At 62.7% G+C, this 20,295-nt stretch carries 23 protein-coding genes; 13 read left to right on the top strand and 10 right to left on the bottom strand.

The genetic code is table 11. From position 1 onward, the window contains the following. Positions 1-9: 9 nt before the first annotated feature. From GOW72_RS16715 to GOW72_RS16705, 3 genes are all read right to left on the bottom strand, one after another. On the bottom strand, positions 10-2,553 hold the full coding sequence (locus GOW72_RS16715; protein WP_342355397.1) for a TIGR02302 family protein: 2,544 nt from the start codon (positions 2,551-2,553) through the stop codon (positions 10-12). Positions 2,554-2,589: 36 nt separating this feature from the next. Then, positions 2,590-3,855 (bottom strand): diaminopimelate decarboxylase, encoded by a 1,266-nt coding sequence (gene lysA / locus GOW72_RS16710; protein WP_170367620.1) that lies wholly within the window; start codon positions 3,853-3,855, stop codon positions 2,590-2,592. Between the two features lie 98 nt (positions 3,856-3,953). Further along, positions 3,954-4,541: a TetR/AcrR family transcriptional regulator gene (locus GOW72_RS16705; RefSeq protein WP_170367619.1), complete on the bottom strand. Its 588-nt coding sequence runs from the start codon at positions 4,539-4,541 to the stop codon at positions 3,954-3,956. A gap of 141 nt (positions 4,542-4,682) precedes the next feature. Here GOW72_RS16705 and GOW72_RS16700 point away from each other — a divergent pair, with 141 nt between their 5' ends. After that, the gene (locus tag GOW72_RS16700) at positions 4,683-5,114 is read left to right on the top strand and encodes a DUF8051 family protein (RefSeq protein WP_480434529.1); all 432 of its coding nucleotides are present in this window, start codon (positions 4,683-4,685) and stop codon (positions 5,112-5,114) included. Positions 5,115-5,207: 93 nt separating this feature from the next. Continuing rightward, positions 5,208-5,594 carry a glycine zipper family protein gene (locus tag GOW72_RS16695; RefSeq protein ID WP_170367617.1) on the top strand — a complete coding sequence of 129 codons (387 nt, stop codon included), beginning with the start codon at positions 5,208-5,210 and terminating at the stop codon, positions 5,592-5,594. Positions 5,595-5,836: 242 nt separating this feature from the next. On the opposite strand, the gene GOW72_RS16690 is transcribed toward GOW72_RS16695, so the two are convergent. Next, positions 5,837-6,019, bottom strand: a complete 183-nt coding sequence (locus tag GOW72_RS16690; RefSeq protein WP_170367616.1) for a hypothetical protein — start codon at positions 6,017-6,019, stop codon at positions 5,837-5,839. Continuing rightward, complete coding sequence (gene argH / locus GOW72_RS16685) at positions 6,016-7,407, bottom strand: argininosuccinate lyase (protein ID WP_170367615.1); 1,392 nt, start codon at positions 7,405-7,407, stop codon at positions 6,016-6,018. Before argH ends, GOW72_RS16690 begins: the two co-directional genes overlap by 4 nt. A gap of 21 nt (positions 7,408-7,428) precedes the next feature. On the opposite strand from argH, the gene GOW72_RS16680 reads away from it, so the two are divergent. The 10 genes from GOW72_RS16680 to yddG all read left to right on the top strand — a co-directional run bounded on the left by GOW72_RS16680 (position 7,429) and on the right by yddG (position 15,429). Continuing rightward, positions 7,429-7,995 carry a TlpA disulfide reductase family protein gene (locus GOW72_RS16680; protein ID WP_170367614.1) on the top strand — a complete coding sequence of 189 codons (567 nt, stop codon included), beginning with the start codon at positions 7,429-7,431 and terminating at the stop codon, positions 7,993-7,995. A gap of 81 nt (positions 7,996-8,076) precedes the next feature. Continuing rightward, on the top strand, positions 8,077-8,406 hold the full coding sequence (locus GOW72_RS16675) for a hypothetical protein (RefSeq protein ID WP_170367613.1): 330 nt from the start codon (positions 8,077-8,079) through the stop codon (positions 8,404-8,406). Positions 8,407-8,465: 59 nt separating this feature from the next. Continuing rightward, the gene (locus GOW72_RS16670; RefSeq protein ID WP_170367612.1) at positions 8,466-8,852 is read left to right on the top strand and encodes a hypothetical protein; all 387 of its coding nucleotides are present in this window, start codon (positions 8,466-8,468) and stop codon (positions 8,850-8,852) included. Further along, positions 8,849-9,820, top strand: a complete 972-nt coding sequence (locus tag GOW72_RS16665; RefSeq protein WP_170367611.1) for a sterol desaturase family protein — start codon at positions 8,849-8,851, stop codon at positions 9,818-9,820. Before GOW72_RS16670 ends, GOW72_RS16665 begins: the two co-directional genes overlap by 4 nt. A gap of 92 nt (positions 9,821-9,912) precedes the next feature. Continuing rightward, positions 9,913-10,104: a hypothetical protein gene (locus GOW72_RS16660; RefSeq protein ID WP_093963509.1), complete on the top strand. Its 192-nt coding sequence runs from the start codon at positions 9,913-9,915 to the stop codon at positions 10,102-10,104. Between the two features lie 101 nt (positions 10,105-10,205). Next, positions 10,206-11,039: an EAL domain-containing protein gene (locus tag GOW72_RS16655; RefSeq protein ID WP_170360083.1), complete on the top strand. Its 834-nt coding sequence runs from the start codon at positions 10,206-10,208 to the stop codon at positions 11,037-11,039. Between the two features lie 196 nt (positions 11,040-11,235). Beyond that, positions 11,236-12,411: an acetyl-CoA C-acetyltransferase gene (locus tag GOW72_RS16650; RefSeq protein ID WP_093963511.1), complete on the top strand. Its 1,176-nt coding sequence runs from the start codon at positions 11,236-11,238 to the stop codon at positions 12,409-12,411. A 186-nt stretch (positions 12,412-12,597) separates the two neighbouring features. Next, on the top strand, positions 12,598-13,320 hold the full coding sequence (phbB, locus tag GOW72_RS16645; RefSeq protein WP_093963512.1) for an acetoacetyl-CoA reductase: 723 nt from the start codon (positions 12,598-12,600) through the stop codon (positions 13,318-13,320). 298 nt (positions 13,321-13,618) lie between these two features. Continuing rightward, positions 13,619-14,566 (top strand): transcriptional regulator GcvA, encoded by a 948-nt coding sequence (locus GOW72_RS16640; RefSeq protein WP_170367610.1) that lies wholly within the window; start codon positions 13,619-13,621, stop codon positions 14,564-14,566. Then, positions 14,563-15,429: an aromatic amino acid exporter YddG gene (gene yddG / locus GOW72_RS16635; protein WP_170367609.1), complete on the top strand. Its 867-nt coding sequence runs from the start codon at positions 14,563-14,565 to the stop codon at positions 15,427-15,429. The genes GOW72_RS16640 and yddG overlap by 4 nt, the downstream gene beginning before the upstream one ends. Here the strand turns inward: yddG and GOW72_RS16630 are convergent. The 3 genes from GOW72_RS16630 to GOW72_RS16620 all read right to left on the bottom strand — a co-directional run bounded on the left by GOW72_RS16630 (position 15,426) and on the right by GOW72_RS16620 (position 16,696). Continuing rightward, positions 15,426-15,590: a YdcH family protein gene (locus GOW72_RS16630; protein ID WP_093963770.1), complete on the bottom strand. Its 165-nt coding sequence runs from the start codon at positions 15,588-15,590 to the stop codon at positions 15,426-15,428. The genes yddG and GOW72_RS16630 overlap by 4 nt on opposite strands. A 120-nt stretch (positions 15,591-15,710) precedes the next feature. Further along, positions 15,711-16,484 carry a tRNA1(Val) (adenine(37)-N6)-methyltransferase gene (locus GOW72_RS16625; protein WP_170367608.1) on the bottom strand — a complete coding sequence of 258 codons (774 nt, stop codon included), beginning with the start codon at positions 16,482-16,484 and terminating at the stop codon, positions 15,711-15,713. Beyond that, positions 16,481-16,696 (bottom strand): putative signal transducing protein, encoded by a 216-nt coding sequence (locus tag GOW72_RS16620; protein ID WP_093963516.1) that lies wholly within the window; start codon positions 16,694-16,696, stop codon positions 16,481-16,483. Before GOW72_RS16620 ends, GOW72_RS16625 begins: the two co-directional genes overlap by 4 nt. Before the next feature lie 56 nt (positions 16,697-16,752). Between GOW72_RS16620 and GOW72_RS16615 the strand changes: the two genes are divergently transcribed. Continuing rightward, a complete protein-coding gene (locus GOW72_RS16615; protein ID WP_170367607.1) occupies positions 16,753-17,751 on the top strand; it encodes a polyprenyl synthetase family protein in 999 nt (332 codons plus the stop codon). Here GOW72_RS16615 and GOW72_RS16610 read toward each other — a convergent pair. Both GOW72_RS16610 and GOW72_RS16605 read right to left on the bottom strand, forming a co-directional pair. Then, complete coding sequence (locus tag GOW72_RS16610) at positions 17,744-18,565, bottom strand: 4-(cytidine 5'-diphospho)-2-C-methyl-D-erythritol kinase (protein WP_170367606.1); 822 nt, start codon at positions 18,563-18,565, stop codon at positions 17,744-17,746. The genes GOW72_RS16615 and GOW72_RS16610 overlap by 8 nt on opposite strands. Beyond that, positions 18,555-20,267, bottom strand: coding sequence for a tetratricopeptide repeat protein (locus GOW72_RS16605; RefSeq protein WP_170367605.1), 1,713 nt, complete (start codon positions 20,265-20,267; stop codon positions 18,555-18,557). The genes GOW72_RS16610 and GOW72_RS16605 overlap by 11 nt, the downstream gene beginning before the upstream one ends. Positions 20,268-20,295: the final 28 nt, after the last annotated feature.

Raw genomic sequence — 20,295 nt, 5'->3', positions numbered from 1 at the left:
CTCTGCCGGTCAGAACCGCTCGAGCAGCCTTTTGAGGTATTCCAGTTCGATTCTGGGCCTGTCGGTTTCGCCCGTGCGGCGACGGATTTCATCCAGCAACTCGCGGGCACGGCGGTACACATCATCCCCCTGCAGCAGGTTCTCCTCGGTCGAGATCGAGCCCGCAGCGCCCGGATTCCGACCCAGCGGATCGCGGTTGTTGGCCTGCATGTCGCCTTCCTGCGTACCCTGACCGGGCTGGTTCTGCTGGTTCTGGGCCATGGCCTCACCCAGCTCGCGCATCCCTTCGCGCAACGCTTCCATTGCTTCGGACTGGCGGTCGATCGCTTCGGCAAGGTCGTCGCTCCGCAGGGCATCTTCGGCCTCATCCATGGCACGACCTGCACGCCCCAGCGACTCGCGTGCGGCGTCGCCTTCGGGTGTTCCGGCGCCCGGCAGGTTCTGCTGCTGGCGATTCAGTTCATCGCGCAGCGCCTGTTGGCGGTCAGCCAGAGTCCCTTGCCCTTGCTGGCCTTCGCCCGCCTGATCCGATCCTTGGCCCTGGCCGCCCTGACCCTCATGGCTCTGGCCGCGCCCCTGACCGCCCGAGCGGCCTTCATTGCCCTGGCTTTCACCGGCCTGCGCGCCGGGATTGAATTGCTCCTGCAAGTCACGGAAGGCCTCGTCGCTCAGGCCCTGCTGCTCACGCAGGGTTTCGGCCAATCCTTCCATGGCCTGCTGGCCTTCGGATTGTTGCCCCTGTCCCTGGCCCTGGGTCACCCGCATGTTTTCCATCATCTGCTGGAACTCCTCCAGCGCCTGCTGGGCCTCGGCCATGCGGCCCTGCTCCATCAGTTCCTGGATCCGGTCCATCATCCGCTGAAGGTCATCCTGCGTCATCTGCATGGATTCACCGGATTGGTTCTGCTGGCCCTGCTGGCCGTCCGGGTTTTCCTGCGCCAGCCGCTGCAGCTGACGAAGATACTCGTCGGTCGCTTCACGCAGTTCCTGCATCAACTCGGCGATCTCCTCATCGCTGGCACCGTTCTGCATCGCTTCGGTCAGACGTTCTTGAGCGCGACGCATCCGCTCCAGCGCATCGGCGAGCGTGCCTTCTTCGATCAGGATGGCCAGATCCCACAAGGCTTGCGCGATCTCGGTCTGCTGTTCGGGGCCCAGGCCGAATTCCGTAAAGGTTTCCAACCGGCGTAGAATGTAGCGCAGTCGCAGATATGCGGTTTCCGAACGGAAGACATCCTCGGGCCGGTGCGAAACAGCCCGCAATAGCTGAGCCACCCTTTTGGCATTGTCGCGCGACCACAGCAGATCGCGGCGCTGTTCAATCACCGCCGCAGCCAGCGGATCAAAGAACCGGCGGGCAGGAAGGTCGGTTCGGTAGACATCCGACTCCGACACCTGATCAGCGGCATCGACGGCCGAAAGGGTAATCTTGACCGGCAGGTGCGCCCAAGGGTGTTCCGAAAAGTCCTCGATCAGATCTTCCGTGAAATCGCTCCGGTCACCAGCGATCGGCATGGGCAGGTCGACGGTGACCGCGTCGCGAGGTTCGGGCTCAACGGCCAGACCATGGCGACGATCGACCGCAGACAGGTCCAACTCGATCAACGCGGTGCCTGACAGGATGCCATAATCGTCACGCGCCGAGAACGGCAGTTTCATCTGGCCACCAGCCTCGGCGGTGGCGGGTTCGGCCACGGCGATTACCGGCGGCGCGTCCACAATGACCTCGACACCCCAGTCACGTCCTGCAGGGCCCTCGATCGACAATCGGCCAGAACGCTCGACGACAAACTCCTGATCCGGATCGGTTGCTGTCGTGGTGGAAGCGGAGGAACTGGTTTCGGTCAAGCTGTGCGCGCCGACCTCGCCATAGAAGCGCAAAGTGACGCGGCTGCCTTGTGGCACTGTCAGCGTCGGACCGGATTGATCGGCCAGATACAGCGTCGGCAGGCCGGTATAGCGAGGTGGCTCGACCCAGCCTTCCCAGCTGGGGCCTTGGCCGGCTGCGGCCGTGCCGGGTGTCATCTGGGCGACCGATCCAACTTTCCAGAACGATCCGAACAGCAATCCGACCACCAGCGCCAAAAGCGCCGCATAGCGCAGCGCGTAGGGGTCACGAGCGGCAAGGTTCAGGTCAGGCTTGACCGGTCCTGCCCGCGCGGCGCGGGCGGCCATGCGCGCCTGATGGGCCTGCCACAAAGCGCGCGAATCTTCGTCCATCGCCCCGATGGCCTGATCGTCCAGCAACGCCTGAATGGGACGGCCCGGCAGTGTCTCGTCCAGTCGGACAAGCGCCTGCGTGCGGGTAGGGAACCGAAACCTCCGCGCGCCCCAGACCAATGCAACCGTAAACGCCAGAATGGATGCGGCTCCGATGATCCAGACGGTTTCAACGCTGACGAGGTCGTGGAGGCCCAGCAGCAAGGCCGCCATGATCAGGGCCGCAATCGACAGGAACGGCCAAAAAGCGCGCATCACCTGCTCGGCCAGCATCCCCGTGCGCGTCAGCAACAGGGACAGTCTGGGGATCGGCAGGTTGCGAGTGTCGGTCACGTCAGGCCTCCGGGTCGGGCCCGCGCGGTTATCGCGTCACAGCCACTCAGGTATGGTATCGCGGTTTATGATTTCGTCAAAGGTTGGCCGTTCACGAATAACCGCGAATTGATCGCCATGAACCAGAACTTCGGGGATCAGGGGCCGGGTGTTGTATTCACTGGACATAACCGCGCCATAGGCGCCGGCGCTGCGAAATGCGACCAGATCCCCCGGGTTCAGCGGTGGCATCGCCCTTTGTTTCGCAAAGGTATCCCCGGTCTCGCAGACCGGCCCGACAATGTCATAGGGGCGTTGTTCGACCCCCGGCGCGGGCTCGATGACGGGAACGATGTCATGATAGGCGTCGTACATGGCCGGGCGGATCAGATCGTTCATCGCCCCGTCGAGGATCAGGAAATCGCGCCCTTCGCCCGACTTCACATAGATCACCTTTGACACCATCAGCCCCGCGTTGCCCGCGATCAGACGGCCCGGCTCGATCTCGATCTCGCAGCCCAGATGGCCCAGCGTTTCCTTGATCATCGCACCGTATTCCAACGGCAGCGGCGGTGCTTCGTTCGAGCGGGCATAGGGAATGCCCAGCCCGCCACCCAGGTCCAGACGGTGAATGTCGTGGCCCTGTGCGCGCAGCTGTTCGGTCAGTTCGGCGACTTTGGAGTAGGCCAGGCGGAATGGCTCAAGATCGGTCAGTTGAGAGCCGATATGCACGTCGATGCCCACCACCTTGAGGCCGGGCAGGCTGGCCGCATGGGCATAGACCTCGGGTGCACGGACGATCGGGATGCCGAATTTGTTTTCGGATTTACCGGTGGCGATTTTGGCGTGGGTCTTGGCGTCGACGTCCGGATTCACGCGAACGGTGATCGGCGCGATCACGCCCAGGTCCTGCGCGACGGCGTTGATCACCTCCATCTCGGGCTCGGATTCGACGTTGAACTGGCGAATCCCGCCGGTCAGCGCGATGCGGATTTCCTCGGCCGTTTTGCCGACGCCCGAGAACACGATCTTTTCGCCCGGCACACCCGCTGCCTTGGCCCGCAGGTACTCGCCGCCCGAAACCACGTCCATCCCCGCGCCCGCCTGCGCCAGCGTTCTCAGAATGGCCTGATTGCTGGCGGCCTTCATCGCATAACAGACCACGTGGTCGGTACCTGCCAACGCCTCGTCGAACAGGTTGTAGTGCCGCAGCAGCGTCGCCGTGGAATAGACATAGAACGGCGTGCCGACCGCAGCCGCGATCTCGGCAACCGGGACATCCTCGGCGCACAACACGCCATCGCGGTAGAGAAAGTGATCCATATCTGCGCGCTTAGACCAAAACAGGCCTGTGGATCAACGGGATTTGCATCGCGGGCACGCAATCCGGTGCGAACCGCACAGAAGTCGGGCGCAACGGCTTATCCGCGCAGGCCGGCCTCAAGCAACGAAAGGGTCGCGTCGCGCCGCGCTTCAAAGTCGCTTTCATCGCCCCCGAAGATCGCCAGATGGATCACCAACCCGTCCAGCATCGCCGTCACCGCCTGCGCTGCCGCCTTCGCACTGAGATCGCCGCGGATTTCGCCAGCGTGGATCAAGGGAGCGAAGTGAGCAGCATAGTGATCGGCAAGCCAGGCGAAGAACCCGCCAATGATCTCGGCCGCGCGCGGGTCCTGAAATCCGGGGCCCAGCACGTCAAAGAACAACCGCGTCGCCGCCAGACGGTCGGCAGGCATGGACAGACGCAGCCCGGTCATGAACTGGTCCAGCGTCTGCGGGGCCGGGATGTCGCTGATGCGGGCGCGAATATCCTCGAAATACCGCTGCAGCAACGCCAGAAGCAGAGCCTCCTTGCTTTGGAAGTACAGATACAACGTGCCCTTGGCCATCCCGGCTTGATGGGCCACGTCCTGCATCTTGGTGGCGTGATAGCCCTGATCCAGAAAGCAGGCCATGGCGGCATCCAATATACGCCCCTGCATCTCTTCGCGATCGACGATCTTCGGCATCTTGCCCCCCCGATTTTCTTCCGGCGCGCCTCTCTTGACGCAGATTGGACGCGGCGTCACGCAAATTCAATCTTTTAATGACTTGACGGTCAGTAACGCCATCTCCATTTATGACCCGCCAGTCATTAAAAGGATTCTGTCATGGCGCATTCGTCACAAATCAACGCCAGCCCAACGCGGCCTATGGCGTCCCAACCCACGGCAACAGCCGCCAAACTGATGCTTGTCCTCGTCGCCAGCTTTGTCACGCTGGTCCCAGGCGGCCCGATCGAGACCCGCGACTTTTCCGGGCTGGGTGGAGCGGTATTCTGGGGCTTCAACGCCTTTCTGATCGCGCTTGCCCTGCTGGCCGTGGGGTCGGCGGTGGCCATGCTGCGCGGTTCGGCAACGGCAAGCTGGGGCGCCATCGTGGCGGCCTGGGGATACATCTTCGTGGTCCTGCTGGATCTGGGTCATGTCTTCCCCACATCACCCGACCCGATTCCACTGATGCTTGGACTGATCGAGATTCTGGATTTCATCCTGGCTTTCTACGTCCTGGCCTTGGCTCATCGTGGCCTTGGCCACATCTGAACCCGCCCGGCGCGCACTCGCAAAGGGCCCGAAGCCACAGCAAAAGAAAGTGGCTCCGGCTCCCGCCGGAATACCTACAAAGAAAGACAACTCATGCTGTTCAAGGAACGGTTCACACTGACCGTCTTGCCGCTGGCCCTGGTCACAGCCGCATGCAGCGGCACCGGTGCCCAACACCAACCCGTCCTGTCTGCCGAGCCGGGCCCGGCTTACGCCGCTGATCTGGATCAGTGCCGCGCATTGGCCAAGTCCCAGGACCTGTGGAATCCGGAAACCCGGTCACAGGCCTTGATCGGCGCCGGGGTCGGCGCACTGGCAGGCATTTCGGACGACACGGTTGGAAACGCAGAAGGCGCCATAGCCGGCGCAGCTGTGGGATCAGCGGCAGGTGCGGTCGCCGGAGCCGCCGAGATGCGCAACACCCGGCGTGACATTCTGATCGAGTGTCTGCGGCAGCGCGGGCACCCAGTGGCCGGCTGAACGCATCAAAGGCTCATTCAGAAATTCGTCGACACCCCGGCCCGCGCGTATCCCGATACGGACACCCCAGCCCCCGAGCGCGCGGGCTCTTCTACTGGCTGAGAGCGCGGCGGATTCGTGGTCTCGCACGCCGCCAGTACGGCAAGCGACAGGATAAGGCCGAGTGGTTTCATTTCGCTGCCTTCATTTGTTGGATCACTTGCTAAATGGCGACTGGCCCGTCGCTTTCAACCGCAGAGCGTTCAGATCCCCAGAAACACGCTGAGAGGGCCTCGGTGCAGGCCGACGCCCCCGCTCACATATGTGCCACTGGTCGAAACGCCCACATTGGCGTTCAGGGTCGGCTGGACGGGCTCTCCGTCGGCGCCGCAGGCCGCCAAGATGAAAGCGGCCCCGATCAGGGCAATCACACGCAAGGTTGTCATTCCAGCATCTCCTTCCAGCGGGCGATCTGCGCCCGGACCTGGTCCGGGGCCGTACCCCCATAGGACTGGCGCGAGCTTACCGAATTCTCGACGCCAAGGACAGAATAGACATTCTGTGTGATGCCCGCGTGGACCGATTGCATGTCTTCCAGCGTCAGATCGGGCAGATCGCAGCCTTTATTCTCGGCCATGGCGACCAGCGATCCGGTGACGTGGTGCGCATCACGGAAGGGCAGGCCAAGCACCCGCACCAGCCAGTCGGCCAGATCGGTCGCGGTGGAAAAGCCCGAGCCGGCTGCGGCGGCCAGGCTGTCGCGGTTGGCGGTCATGTCCTTGACCATGCCTTCCATCGCAGCCAGCGCCAGCATCCAGTTGTCGGCGGCGTCAAAGACCTGTTCCTTGTCTTCCTGCATGTCCTTGGAATAGGCCAGCGGCAGGCCCTTCATCACCATCATCAGCGCCGTGTTGGCGCCAAAGATCCGACCCACCTTGGCGCGGATCAGCTCGGCTGCGTCGGGGTTCTTTTTCTGCGGCATGATCGACGAGCCGGTCGAGAACCGGTCGGACAGGGTGACAAAGCGGAACTGGGCCGAAGACCAGATCACCAGTTCTTCGGCGAACCGCGACAGATGCACCGCGCAGATCGAGGCCACCGACAAAAATTCCAGCGCGAAATCGCGATCGCTGACCGCATCCAGCGAGTTGGCGGCGGGCCGGTCAAAGCCCAGCGCCTGCGCCGTCATGTGCCGGTCGATCGGGAAGGACGTGCCGGCCAGCGCCGCAGCACCCAGCGGGCATTCGTTCATCCGGGCGCGCGCATCCCGCACGCGGGACAGGTCGCGGCCGAACATCTCGACATAGGCCATCATGTGGTGGCCCCAGGTCACCGGCTGCGCGGTCTGCAGGTGGGTGAAACCGGGCATGACCCAATCGGCCCCGGCCTCGGCCTGCGCCAGAAGCGCGCGGATCAGGGCCAGCAGGCCGGATTCGGCGGCGTCCAGCTGATCGCGGACCCACAGTTTGAAATCGGTCGCTACCTGGTCATTGCGGCTGCGACCCGTGTGCAGGCGGCCTGCGGGTTCGCCAATGATTTCTTTCAGGCGCGCCTCGACATTCATGTGGATGTCTTCCAGCGCGGTCGAGAACTGGAACTCACCACGTTCGATCTCTGACAAAACGGTGAGCAGCCCTTCCCGAATGGCCTCGGCATCACTATCACTAATCACGCCCGTGGCGGCCAGCATGGCGGCATGGGCCCGCGAGCCCGCGATGTCCTGGGCCGCCATCCGTCGGTCGAACCCGATCGAGGCATTGATCGCCTCCATGATCGCGTCTGGTCCGGCGGCAAAGCGGCCGCCCCACATCTGGTTCGAGGATTGTTCGGTCATGCTGGAAAACCCGGAGTTGATATGCGCCTGTTTCGTCTGATCCCCCTTTATATGGCCCTTGCGCTGGGTGCAAATGCCGCTTTGGCCGCCGACACCCAGGCCCTGGCCGACCTGCGCGACGGCAGCCTGAAACGCCTGATCCTGCATTCCGAGCCGAAACCGGTCTCGGACGCGGAATTCTTGCTGGAAGATGACGGCGGCTCCGCCACGCTGGCGGATTATCGCGGCAAATACGTTCTGCTGAACTTCTGGGCCACCTGGTGCGCGCCCTGCCGCAAGGAGATGCCCCAGATCGCCGAGCTGCAGGAGGAATTCGGCGGAGACCAGTTTGAGGTTCTGACGCTGGCCACCGGGCGCAACTCGCCCGCGGGGATCAAGAAGTTCTTTGACGAAAACGGCATCACCAACCTGCCCCGCCACCAGGACCCGAAACAGGCCGTCGCCCGCGAGATGGGCATCGTCGGCCTGCCGATCACCATAATCATCGACCCCGACGGCCAGGAAATCGCGCGGCTGATCGGCGACGCCGAATGGAACTCGGACAGTGCCAAGGCGATCATCGCGGCCCTGCTGAACCCCGAAAGCTGACCACCTGACGGGCCTTTTGTGCTAGACTGGAACCGGCCTGAACAGGGCCGGTTTTTCATTGGCAACAGACAGGAGGCTGAGATGAAACCGGTGGTTTTACTGATCGGCCGGCTGCCCAACGTGATCGGCGACGTGGCGCGGCAACTGGAGCATCTTCCGATCCGGTGGCTGGGCGCGCATGATCCCGACGAGGTGCGGCGGCAACTGGACGCCGAACCGCGCATCGCCTGCGCGATTATGGGCGCGGGCCTCGATGACAAGGTGCGTGGCGAACTGGTGGGCATCATCGCGGCGCGGCGGCCGGATATCTGCATTCACCTCAAGGATCGCGCCTCGGGACCCGAAGGGCTGGTGCCCTTCGTCGAGCGCGTTGTCCGGCACGAATTGCTTGAGCCGCACAACACCCCCTGACGCAACGCCACCTTTGACAGGGCCTGACCCCGCTTGCACTCTGTCCGCGGGAGGACATCATGCCGCTGGAAATCCTGCTGGTTCTGGTGGTCGGTGGCATTGCCGGCATCACCGCACTGCTGCATCTGACGGGCAAATCGCGCCTGCGCGTGCTGAGCGCCGATGTCGCGCGCGCCGAATGGCTGCGCCATTTCCCCGACGACACCATCATCGACGTCACCCTTGCCCATGACGGACACGCCGCATTGCTGCGCACCGAGACCGGGCCGGGCCTGTTGTGGTCCTTTGGCGCCGACACGGTGGCCCGCCATCTGCGCGATTTCGACTGGATCGACCACCCCGAGGGCATCGAGGTCCAGTTCCACGACTTCGCCACCCCCGGCGTCACCGTCCGCCTTGATGAAACCGAGCGCCGCCACTGGCGCCACCTGCTGGAGCCCGCATGACCGACCAGATCAGCTTTCCCGATGTCGTCCAATGGGCCGTGCCGTTCTTTATCGCCGCAATCCTGGCCGAATTTCTGTGGATCGCCATGAAGGGCCGTGGCGGGCGGTATGAAACCCGCGACGCCGTGACCTCGCTGATCATGGGAGCGGGCAACATCGCGTCCGGATTCCTGCTGGGCTTCATCGCCTATGGGTTCTTCATGTGGCTGTGGAAGATTTCGCCATTGGATCTGGGCACATCGATCCCGGTGATCATCCTGTGCTTTGTGCTGGATGACCTGCGATACTACTGGGTGCACCGGTTCGGGCACCGCATCCGCTGGGTCTGGGCCAGCCATGTAAACCACCACAGCTCGCAGCACTACAACCTGACGACCGCCCTGCGGCAGACCTGGACCTATACCTTCACCTTCATGATGGTCGTGCGCGCGCCGCTGATCCTGCTGGGGTTCCACCCGGCGATGGTGCTGTTCTGCGGCGGCCTGAACCTGATCTACCAGTTCTGGATCCACACCGAAGCCATCGGCAAGATGCCCCGCTGGTTCGAGGCGGTCATGAACACCCCCAGCCACCACCGTGCCCACCACGGCCGCAACGCGCGCTATCTGGATTGCAACTATGCCGGGGTGTTCATCATCTGGGACAAGCTGTTCGGCACCTTCGTCCCCGAGCAGGAGCACGACCGGGTCGACTATGGCCTGGTGCACAATATCGGCACCTTCAACCCGCTGCGGGTGGCCTTTCACGAATGGGTGGCCATCTGGCGCGACGCGACCCAGCCGGGCCTGACCCTGAAACAGCGGCTGGCCTATTGCTTTGCCCCGCCGGGCTACAGCCATGACGGCAGCCGCGACAGCTCCGAGCAGATCAAGTCCAAGCACCTGGCCCGCCATCCCGAAGATCTCGGAACGCCCGGTTTCGAGCAATTCGACGAAAACCTGCCCAACCAACAGGCAAAACAGGCCTGAGACTGGCGGCGTCTGCCGGGCGGGCGCTTGAATTCCGGCGCGCGTGCTCCATATCCGGAAATGCGACAAGTTTGTTCGGTCGGAGTTCCACCATGTCCCGCGTTACAGCCATCTTCACCGCAACCGGCCTGTTGGGCCTGGTAATCGCGATGCTCAGCGCCCTTGGCCAGCAGCCTGCGCCGGCGGTGATGATGCTTGGAGTTGCTATGGTGGGCACAGGCTTCCTGGGCGCCGTGATTGGCGCCGTAGTCGAATTGCGCCACGCAGCCCAGACGACCCGCTGATCCCGCCGACTGATTCCCGACGCGCATTAACCGCAAATTCACCGGTACGACCCGAAACTACGTGCTGACCGGTTTCGGAAACGTACGGGGATTCGGCGTCGATGCGGAAAAAGGACTTTGCAGATCTGCCAGAGGGTGGGGACAGCCCGTTGAATTCGGCCGTCGCCGCGCGGGACACTTCGACCGTTCAAATGGCGACCGAGGCTGTCAAGCATCAGCAATGCCGCCTGGCGTTCCAGCCCGTCATGCAAGCACGAGACCCGCACGGCGTTGCCTTCTATGAGGCATTCATCCGCGTGCTGGACGAAACCGGCCGTGTGATCCCCGCGCGGGAGTTCATGCCGCAGGTGGAAAACACACCAATCGGCCGGGAATTGGACTGCATAGCATTGGAAAAAGGATTGCGCGCCCTGTCTCGCAATCCGGAAATCCGGCTTTCGGTCAACATGTCCGCACGCTCGATCGGATACGCGCGCTGGTCGCGGATCCTGGACCGGTTTCTCAAGCGGGACAAAACGCTGGGCGAGCGGCTTATCCTCGAAATCTCCGAAAGCTCGGCAATGCAGGTTCCCGAACTGGTGATCGATTTCATGGACCGGCTTCAGGATCGCGGGATCGCTTTTGCGCTGGATGACTTCGGCGCCAGCAACTTCAGCTTCAGGTATTTTCGCGAGTTCTTCTTTGACGCGGCGAAGATCGACGGGCAGTTCGTACGGGGTGTCAGCACCAACCCGGACAATCAGGCGCTGGTGCGCGCGCTGATCGCCGTCGCCCGTGAATTCGAGATTCTGGTCATCGCCGAATCGGTCGAAACGCGTGAAGATGCCGAGTTTCTGGTGGCCAGCGGTGTGGACTGTCTGCAGGGCTACCTATTCGGCGCTCCGACGGTGAAAGCCCCGTGGCAACCGGAAAAAGAAGCCAAAACAGGAAGTTGAACCCAATTCCCTTGGGCGCTATCCAGCCGAGGCTTTCTCATGAGACAAGCTGTCCGTTGCTGCACGTGCAGCATTGCGCTATGGCAGAAAGTGCTGGAGCGGGGGATCACGAGGCGCTCTTGCATCGCCAGAGAGGCTCTGTGCGACCTGCGCCGTCAGATTTCCCACAGGACCTTGACGGTAAAGGATTGACTGTATGACCAACGTAGTAATCGCATCCGCCGCACGCACGGGCGTCGGCAGCTTTGGCGGTTCCTTTGCGAACACCCCCGCACATGATCTGGGCGCTGCCGTCCTCGAAGCCGTCGTGGAACGCGCCGGGATCGACAAGTCCGAGGTGAGCGAAACCATCATGGGTCAGGTTCTGACGGCCGCCCAAGGCCAGAACCCCGCACGCCAGGCGCACATCAACGCCGGCCTGCCGCAGGAAAGCGCGGCCTGGGGCATCAACCAGGTCTGTGGTTCGGGCCTGCGCGCCGTCGCACTGGGCGCTCAGCATATCCAGCTGGGCGATGCCGAGATCGTCTGCGCAGGCGGTCAGGAAAACATGACCCTGTCGCCCCACGCCGCATCTCTGCGCGCGGGCCACAAGATGGGCGACATGAAATACATCGACACCATGATCCGCGACGGCCTGTGGGATGCGTTCAACGGCTACCACATGGGCCAGACCGCCGAGAACGTGGCCGAGAAGTGGCAGATCAGCCGCGATATGCAGGATGAGTTCGCGGTGGCCAGCCAGAACAAGGCTGAGGCCGCGCAGAAGGCCGGCAAGTTCAAGGACGAGATCGTGCCCTTCACCATCAAGACTCGCAAGGGCGACATCGTGATGGATAGTGACGAGTACATCCGTCACGGCGCGACCATGGAGGCGATGGCCAAGCTGCGTCCAGCCTTCACGAAGGATGGCTCGGTGACTGCGGCCAACGCCTCGGGTCTGAATGACGGCGCGGCGGCAACCCTGCTGATGTCAGCCGACAACGCCGAAAAGCGCGGGATCGAACCGCTGGCCCGCATCGCGTCTTATGCGACCGCCGGGCTGGACCCGTCGATCATGGGTGTCGGACCGATCTATGCCTCGCGCAAGGCGCTGGAAAAGGCCGGCTGGTCGGTTGACGATCTGGATCTGGTCGAAGCCAACGAGGCCTTCGCGGCACAGGCTTGCGCCGTGAACAAGGACATGGGTTGGGATCCCTCGATCGTGAACGTGAACGGCGGCGCGATCGCCATCGGCCACCCGATCGGAGCATCCGGCTGCCGGGTTCTGAACACGCTGCTGTTCGAAATGAAGCGCCGGAACGCGAAAAAGGGTCTGGCAACCCTCTGCATCGGAGGCGGCATGGGCGTCGCCCTGTGCGTGGAGCGCGTCTAAGTGCTTTGACAAGTCACGAATAAGGGCGTCCAATGGGCGCCCTTTTTTGTTACACTCCGAGAATATCCCTAGGATGCGACAATATCACCAAACGGAAAGAGCCAGCTCGCGACGAAACGATATTGCGCAACGCAATCTCTCAGAGTAACAGAATTACCAACACGATTAAATTTGGAGGAGTCCTAAATGGCACGTACAGCACTCGTAACCGGCGGCACCCGCGGCATCGGCGCAGCAATTTCCAAAGCGCTCAAGGCCGAAGGATACAATGTAGCCGCCTCGTATGCGGGGAATGACGAAGCCGCGGCCAAGTTCACCGAGGAAACCGGCATTGCGACCTACAAATGGAACGTGGCCGACTATGACGAGTCCAAGGCGGGCATCGAAAAGGTCGAAGCCGAGCTCGGCCCGATCGACATCGTTGTCGCCAATGCCGGCATCACCCGCGACGCGCCGTTCCACAAGATGACACCGGAACAATGGCACCAGGTGATCGACACCAACCTGACCGGGGTGTTCAACACCGTACACCCCGTCTGGCCCGGCATGCGCGAGCGCAAGTTCGGTCGGGTGATCGTGATCAGCTCGATCAACGGGCAAAAGGGCCAGTTCGCTCAGGTGAACTATGCCGCCACCAAAGCCGGTGATCTGGGCATCGTCAAATCCCTGGCGCAGGAAGGCGCGCGCGCCGGCATCACCGCAAATGCTATCTGCCCCGGATACATCGCGACCGAGATGGTCATGGCCGTTCCGGAAAAGGTGCGTGAAGCCATCATCGGTCAGATCCCCGCAGGCCGTTTGGGCGAACCCGAGGAAATTGCCCGCTGCGTCGCATTCCTGGCCTCGGAAGATTCGCAGTTCATCAACGGGTCGACGATTTCGGCCAACGGCGCGCAGTTTTTCGTCTGATCGCGGCTTATATGAAAACGGGCCGACCCAACGGGTCGGCCCTCCTTTGATCCCGTAAGAACGCGCGCGCAGCGTTCAGCGGGAACCCAGAACCCACTTCCAGAAACTCCGGATCGCCTTGCCGCGCTCTTGATGAGCGCGCAGAATTGCCTTTTGTGCGGCAGGATTGGTCGTCATCTCGATCATGGCTTTTCCCTTCTACTAAAGGTGAACTTGACTTGCATTCAACATGCCTGTTGTTTTTAATAGGTACAAACGAGAGTTTTTCCGCCTTCAGTTTAGAAAATCTTATGTGACGATGAGCGACCGACTTTCCCCACTTACCGCCCTCAGGGCCTTTGACGCCGCCGCCCGCCATATGTCCTTTGCCAAGGCCGCAGACGAGTTGAACGTGACACCAGCCGCGCTGTCGTTTCAGATCAAGTCTCTGGAAGAGCATCTGGGTCAGCCGCTGTTCCGCCGATTGAACCGTGCGGTCGAGCTGACCGAGGCCGGACGAACCCTGGCCCCAGGCACGGAAAAAGGGTTTGCTGCGCTGCAGGCGGCCTGGTCGGCCACCCGCCGCCTGCAGGACAACACAACACTGACAGTGACCGCTGGGCCGGCCCTGACAGCCAAATGGCTGGCCCCCCGCCTTTACGAGTTCGCCCGCGCCCATCCCGAGATCGACCTGAGATTCTCAGCCACGCTGCGCAATCTCGATTTCGAGCGCGACGACGTGGATGTCGCGATCCGGTTCGGGTACGGGCAGGATGACGGGCTGTATTCAGTTCCCGTGCGGCAAGAGTGGCTGACGCCTGTCATGACGCCCGAGCTTGCGGCCCGGTTTCCGACGCCACGGGACCTGACCGAAGCGCCCCTGATCTACGATGACTCGATCAACTTCCTGAATCCGCCCTGTGACTGGCCCGCCTGGTTTCGTGCGGTCGGGGTGGACTTCACGCCGACTCATGGCGCGCATTTCTCGAACGCGGATCACGCCATTGATGCCGCGGTGGCGGGTGTCGGCGTCGCGTTGGGACGGCGCCCGATGATCATCAAGGATGTGATCGAAGGCCGACTGGTCATGCCCTTCAAAACCGCCATCGAAACCAAGGCCCGCTTCCGGTTCCTGTGCCGTTCGGGAGAAGAGACGCGCCCTCAGATTGCCGCCTTCCGGGATTGGTTCCTTGCAGAGATCGAAAAAACCGCGCACATATCCGACGGTCTTGAAATCATACCCGTCGAGGATATCCCCCCCGCATGACAAAGAACCGCGCCACCGCCATCGGTTTTGTCGCCGTCCTTTTGTGGGCACTGCTGGCGCTGTTCACGGTTGGCTCGGCGCCGACCCCGCCGCTTTTGCTGAACGCCATCTGCTTCACGATCGGCGGAACCCTTGGCTTGATCTGGACATGGCACAGCGGTGGGCTTGCGCAACTGAAACAGGTCAGTTGGAAGGTATTCGCCTTCGGAACGGTTGGCTTGTTCGGATACCACGCCCTGTATTTCTCGGCCCTGCGCATGGCACCTGCGGCCGAGGCCGGATTGATCGCCTACCTCTGGCCCTTGCTGATCGTTCTTTTCTCAGGGTTGCTTCCTGGTGAAACCCTGCGTCTGGGCCATCTGCTCGGGGCATGTCTGGGCTTCTCCGGGGCCGCGCTGATCATCACCGGTGGCGGAACCGCAGGGTTTCAGGCCGAACATCTGCCGGGCTATGCGCTGGCGCTTCTGTGTGCCCTTACGTGGTCGGGGTATTCCGTATTGTCGCGCAGGCTGGGTCAAACGCCGACCAGCTCGGTAGCAGTGTTCTGCGTGCTGACCGCCATCGCCTCGTGGATCCTGCATTTCAGCCTTGAGCAGACAGTCTGGCCGCCCGACGCACTGGCCTGGATGTCGACCGTTGCCCTGGGGTTGGGGCCCGTTGGGCTGGCGTTCTATGTCTGGGATATCGGGGTCAAGCACGGTGACATCCAGATGCTGGGCACCAGCTCGTACGCGGCACCCCTGCTGTCAACTCTGGTGCTTGTGGTCGCCGGGATCGCCACGCCGTCCTGGACGCTGGCGATCGCGGCATTGCTTGTTACCGGCGGCGCTGCAATCGCGGCACGCGCCAGCCTACGACGTTAAGCCGACAGGCGTTCAATCTCTTCCTTCAGCTTCAGCTTCTTCTTTTTGAGTTGAGCAATGTGGAGATCGTCGATACCGGGCGAGCGCTGGGCTTGTTCCACTTCGAGACTGAGGGTTTCGTGCTTCTTCTTCAGTTCCGTCAGATGTGCGCTTACGCTCATGGCGATCCTCCTTCTCTGTTTCTGAATATCACATGGGAAGTTGATCACATCATTTCCAGCCTGTCACGCCGCAGACGCTCGGATTCTTGTTCAAATCCGACAATTTCGGCTGGTCATTGCCTATCGGGCGTCCGGCCAGGGCATTGGTCGGCCCTCGCGCAGGATGCCGGATACCGTGTCGGTATAGCTGTCGCCGTCCCTTTCATGGCGGTCACCGCTGTGGAGAATCAGCGGCGCATGCAACCGAAAATCCGCGCGTCCCCCTTTGCGCGCCCGCAGGATCAGCAACTCGGCCCCGCGCCCCATGCGCGGCGCGATGGGCAGAACTTCTACCGAGCCCAACCGACCCGCGCAGGCCGACAGCATGTCCGGCAAGCGTTCCACGCGCTGGATCATGTGCAGGTACCCGCGCGGTGTCAGCCTGCGCGCCGCCGCATCAAACCAGTCGGACAGCGGCGTCTGCTCGCTCAGCGCCGTTCGCCGACCAGCATCGACGGCCGCGCTATGTGCACCGGGCCGATAATAGGGCGGGTTTGCGATCACGTGGTCGAAGTGCTGCTGACGCAGATCAGTCGGCATATTGGACAGGTCGGCCACGTGGACGGACAAATCGATCTCGTTGCATTGCGCGTTTCTTGCGGCCAGAGCGGCATAGTCGGCCTGAAGCTCGACCCCCGTCGGCCGCAGACCGGGAACGCGGGTCACGAGACAAAGAACCGCAGCGCCCGCCCCGCAGCCCAGCTCCAGCACCGACTGCCCGGCTTTGGCCGGAACCGCGGCAGCAAGCAGCACCGGATCGACACCGGCGCGATAACCGTCTCGCGGCTGCCACAGCTTTAGTCGGCCACCCAGAAAGTCGTTGCAAGTCAGCGCGCTGTCAGGAAACCCGGTCATCTTCCCAGCGGAATGTCATTGTCACGCATCACCCGCTCCGCCCGCTCGAGGTCATCGGTCCGAACCATGAGGCGGCGCGGAAAGATTCCGATGCCTCCCTCGAGGACGCTCATATTTACGTCCATCTCAAAGCAGTCTATATCCTCGCCCTCAAGAAGAGCGGATGCAAAGGCGATGATGGTCGGATCGGTGCTGCGCAGAAGTTCTTTCATGGGGATGGATGTAAGGGCAAGGCAGGACGAAAGTCGAGCCTTGTATCAGGAGTGTGATGACGATCAGCACGATCTCGAAACCGCATGAGCGACTGGCCGAGATTTTGGCCGGGGAAATGGAGGCGGTAAACACTCTGATCCGCACCCGCATGGCCTCGGAACACGCGCCCCGCATCCCCGAAGTCACCGCGCATCTGGTCGAAGCCGGCGGCAAACGCCTGCGCCCGATGCTGACATTGGCCGCCGCGCGCCTGTTCGGCTATGGCGGTGACCATCACATCCGCCTGGCCGCCACGGTCGAGTTCATCCACACCGCCACGCTGTTGCACGACGACGTCGTGGATGAAAGCGCCCAGCGGCGCGGCCGGCCCACCGCCAACCTGCTGTGGGACAACAAGTCCAGCGTGCTGGTCGGCGACTATCTGTTTTCGCGCAGCTTCCAGTTGATGGTGGAAACCGGGTCTCTGCGGGTTCTGGACATCTTGGCCAATGCCTCGGCCACCATCGCCGAAGGCGAGGTGCTGCAGATGACCGCAGCCACCGACCTGCGCACGGATGAGGCCGTCTACCTGCAGGTGGTGCGCGGCAAGACCGCCGCGCTGTTCTCCGCGGCAACTGAGGTGGGCGGTGTGATCGCCGGTGCGTCCGAGGAACAGGTCCGGGCGCTGTTCAGCTATGGCGACGCCTTGGGCATCGCCTTCCAGATCGCCGACGACCTGCTGGACTATCAGGGCGACAGCAAGGCCACCGGCAAGAACGTGGGCGACGACTTCCGCGAGCGCAAACTGACTCTGCCCGTCATCAAGGCCGTGGCCCAGGCCACACCCGACGAGCGTGCGTTCTGGGAGCGCACGATCGAGAAAGGCCGGCAACAGGATGGAGACCTGGACCTGGCCCTGAACCTCATGCGCAAATACGGCACCCTGGAGGAGACCCGGACAGACGCTCTGGCTTGGGCTGCCAAGGCCAAAACCGCTCTGACCGCGCTGCCCGATCACGAACTTCGCGACCTGCTCGGCGATCTGGCCGATTACGTCGTGTCCCGCCTCAGCTGAGGACGCTGGCGCGACACCACCAGTCCGGCTGGGAAACACCAATCTCGTAGGCCGCAAAATGTGCGGCCTTCATGGACGGGTACAGCGCAAAGCAGGTCGAACCCGACCCCGACATGCGCACCAGCAGAACGTCCCGCGTTTCACCCAGCGCCTGCAACACGTCTGAAATCTGGGGCGCCAAGCCTATTGCCGCTTCCTGCAAATCATTCCGTTGCCCGGCCAGCCAGTCAGCGCAGGCCTCGGGCGTTTCGAATGCCGGGATCTGATCCGGCATCCCCGGATTGTCGCGCGAAGCCAGCGCGTTGAACACCGGCCCCGTCGGAACCGGCACACCCGGATTGACCAGCAGCGCGGGCAAAGCGGGCAATGCAACCGGGGCGACACGGTCACCAATGCCCTGCATTCGTGCTGCTCTGCCCAGTACACAAACAGGAACATCCGCGCCCAGGGCCAAAGCCGTTTCCAGCGGAACTTCCGCGTCTTCCCCTGCGATGGCCCGCAAAGTCGCAGCCGCATCCGATGAGCCGCCGCCGATTCCCCCGCCATGCGGCAGAACCTTGTCCAACTGGATTTGCCCGCTCCATCCCATTGCCCGAGCAGCCCTCGAGACGAGGTTGCGGTCGTCGGTCGGCACCCCGGCGGAATGAGGTCCGGTCACGGTCAGGTGAATCTCGGGCCCGGGTGACAGGATCAACGTGTCTCCCACATCGGCAAAGGCGACCAGCGAGTCCAGCAGATGGTATCCGTCGACCCGCCGTCCGGTCACATGCAGGGAAAGGTTGATCTTCGCGGGCGCAAAGGCCTCAGTCGCCATTGGCGACCTTGAGGGGGGCCGCGCCTTCCTCGGCCAGCACCGCGTCCAGTCCGACCTCGAGTTTGCGACGGATCCGGTCGGGGTCGGCCTCGCCATCGGTGTCTTCGGGATCGATGAAGGACAACGCGCGCCGCCATTGGAAATCGGCCTCACGGGTGCGCCCGACGGCCCAGTAGACGTCGCCCAAGTGGTCGTTGACCACCGGGTCCACGGCCATCAGTTCAACTGCGCGCTCCATATGCTCGACCGCTTCGTCGTACCGGCCCAAGCGAAACAGGACCCAGCCCAAGCTGTCGACGATATAGCCGCTGTCAGGCTGGATCGAGACGGCGCGCTCGATCATGTCCAGCGCCTCTTCCAGTTTTTCCTGCCGCTCGACCAGCGAGTAACCGAGATAGTTCAAAACCTGCGGCTGATCCGGATTCAACTCCAGGGCACGCCTGAAATCCGCCTCGGCCTTGTCCCAGGCCTTGAGCCGTTCGTGGCAGATGCCGCGAGCGTAGTGCAGGAACCAGTTGCCACCCGAACCGGTTTCGGTCAGTTCGATGGCTCGGTCATACGAGGTGACAGCTGCGGCGTAGTTTTCCTGACGCCGCTGCAGGTCGGCCAAGGCGACATGGACACTGGGCAGATTGGGCTGCCGGGCTGCCAGATTTTCCAGCACTTCGATCGCCGCATCCGGTTTCCCCGACTGAGCCAGGATTTCGGCACGCCCCAGCTCGGCTGCGTGGAAATCGCTGCTATCCGTGGGAACCTTTCGATAGGCTTCGGCGGCCAGGTCGTACTGGCTCAACTGCTCAAGCAGTTCCGCGCTCAGCAGGATCGCATCGATGTGATCGGGCCGGAGGTAAGTCGCGATCCGCGCGTAGAGCAGCACATAGTCATGTGCGGCCTCGGTGTTCAACGCCGCCCCGACCGAGAAAAAGACCTCGGCCACGCCTTCGGTGGCCGATCCGACATGGGTGAAAGGCAAAGTGCCACCGGCGCTGAGCGTGTCCACGTAGGACTCGATCGACGGGTCGCTGCCCGCCGCAAAGACGTTTTCCAGGAATTGCAGAGCTTCGTCGTTGCGGTTGAGCTGCGACAAGACTTCGACCCGCGCCAGCGCTGCACGTCGCGAGAATCGCGCAACGATACTGTCGTCGGCCGCAAAGATCGCCTCGGCCCCTTCGAAATCGCCAACCGACGCCAGCGCCAACGCCTTGTGATACAGCGCGAATTCCCGCAGACCGTCCTGCTGGGCGACCTCATCGAACTGCGCCATCGCCTTGGTCATTTCGCCCTTGCCCAGATGCGCCCAGGCCGTCATCAACCCATCGACCAGCGGGCCAACGCCCTGGTTTTCCGGGTCACGGGCCAGCAATTCGTCGAACTTTCCGTCAGATACCAGTTTGGCGGAAACAACCATGCGCGCGGCCTGGTTGGGTTGCTCGTTTGCCTCCATGTCCTCGGCGATGGGCAGTGCGCGTTCCACATCGCCAAGCGCCACACGCGCAAGTAGCACGCTTTCCTTGAGCTTGGTGTTGCCCGGATCGAAAATCAGGGCCTTGGAGTAGTACTCCTCGGCAGCCTTGTAGTCGCTTTCATAGATGGCTTGGCGTCCAGCCAGATAGGATCCCGCGCCGGAATCCGCGTGAACCGGAACGACAGCTGCTGTCGCAAGAAACACGGCCAGCGCCGTGCGACGAACCAGTGAAACCACCTAATACCTGCCTTGTCTGCCTACGATT

The organism is Ruegeria arenilitoris (assembly GCF_013032855.1).
Taxonomy (GTDB): Bacteria; Pseudomonadota; Alphaproteobacteria; order Rhodobacterales; family Rhodobacteraceae; genus Ruegeria; species Ruegeria arenilitoris.
Note: the sequence above shows the minus strand (reverse complement) of the source record. Positions and strands in the feature narration are given on the sequence as shown.

Bases quoted from the DNA above. Each gene is read 5' to 3' on its own strand.
- lysA (WP_170367620.1), bottom strand. From the start codon at position 3,855: ATGGATCACTTTCTCTACCGCGATGGCGTGTTGTGCGCCGAGGATGTC.
- GOW72_RS16705 (WP_170367619.1), bottom strand. From the start codon at position 4,541: ATGCCGAAGATCGTCGATCGCGAAGAGATGCAGGGGCGTATATTGGAT.
- GOW72_RS16700 (WP_480434529.1), top strand. From the start codon at position 4,683: ATGGCGCATTCGTCACAAATCAACGCCAGCCCAACGCGGCCTATGGCG.
- GOW72_RS16695 (WP_170367617.1), top strand. From the start codon at position 5,208: ATGCTGTTCAAGGAACGGTTCACACTGACCGTCTTGCCGCTGGCCCTG.
- GOW72_RS16690 (WP_170367616.1), bottom strand. From the start codon at position 6,019: ATGACAACCTTGCGTGTGATTGCCCTGATCGGGGCCGCTTTCATCTTG.
- argH (WP_170367615.1), bottom strand. From the start codon at position 7,407: ATGACCGAACAATCCTCGAACCAGATGTGGGGCGGCCGCTTTGCCGCC.
- GOW72_RS16680 (WP_170367614.1), top strand. From the start codon at position 7,429: ATGCGCCTGTTTCGTCTGATCCCCCTTTATATGGCCCTTGCGCTGGGT.
- GOW72_RS16675 (WP_170367613.1), top strand. From the start codon at position 8,077: ATGAAACCGGTGGTTTTACTGATCGGCCGGCTGCCCAACGTGATCGGC.
- GOW72_RS16670 (WP_170367612.1), top strand. From the start codon at position 8,466: ATGCCGCTGGAAATCCTGCTGGTTCTGGTGGTCGGTGGCATTGCCGGC.
- GOW72_RS16665 (WP_170367611.1), top strand. From the start codon at position 8,849: ATGACCGACCAGATCAGCTTTCCCGATGTCGTCCAATGGGCCGTGCCG.
- GOW72_RS16660 (WP_093963509.1), top strand. From the start codon at position 9,913: ATGTCCCGCGTTACAGCCATCTTCACCGCAACCGGCCTGTTGGGCCTG.
- GOW72_RS16655 (WP_170360083.1), top strand. From the start codon at position 10,206: ATGCGGAAAAAGGACTTTGCAGATCTGCCAGAGGGTGGGGACAGCCCG.
- GOW72_RS16650 (WP_093963511.1), top strand. From the start codon at position 11,236: ATGACCAACGTAGTAATCGCATCCGCCGCACGCACGGGCGTCGGCAGC.
- phbB (WP_093963512.1), top strand. From the start codon at position 12,598: ATGGCACGTACAGCACTCGTAACCGGCGGCACCCGCGGCATCGGCGCA.
- GOW72_RS16640 (WP_170367610.1), top strand. From the start codon at position 13,619: ATGAGCGACCGACTTTCCCCACTTACCGCCCTCAGGGCCTTTGACGCC.
- yddG (WP_170367609.1), top strand. From the start codon at position 14,563: ATGACAAAGAACCGCGCCACCGCCATCGGTTTTGTCGCCGTCCTTTTG.
- GOW72_RS16630 (WP_093963770.1), bottom strand. From the start codon at position 15,590: ATGAGCGTAAGCGCACATCTGACGGAACTGAAGAAGAAGCACGAAACC.
- GOW72_RS16625 (WP_170367608.1), bottom strand. From the start codon at position 16,484: ATGACCGGGTTTCCTGACAGCGCGCTGACTTGCAACGACTTTCTGGGT.
- GOW72_RS16620 (WP_093963516.1), bottom strand. From the start codon at position 16,696: ATGAAAGAACTTCTGCGCAGCACCGATCCGACCATCATCGCCTTTGCA.
- GOW72_RS16615 (WP_170367607.1), top strand. From the start codon at position 16,753: ATGACGATCAGCACGATCTCGAAACCGCATGAGCGACTGGCCGAGATT.
- GOW72_RS16610 (WP_170367606.1), bottom strand. From the start codon at position 18,565: ATGGCGACTGAGGCCTTTGCGCCCGCGAAGATCAACCTTTCCCTGCAT.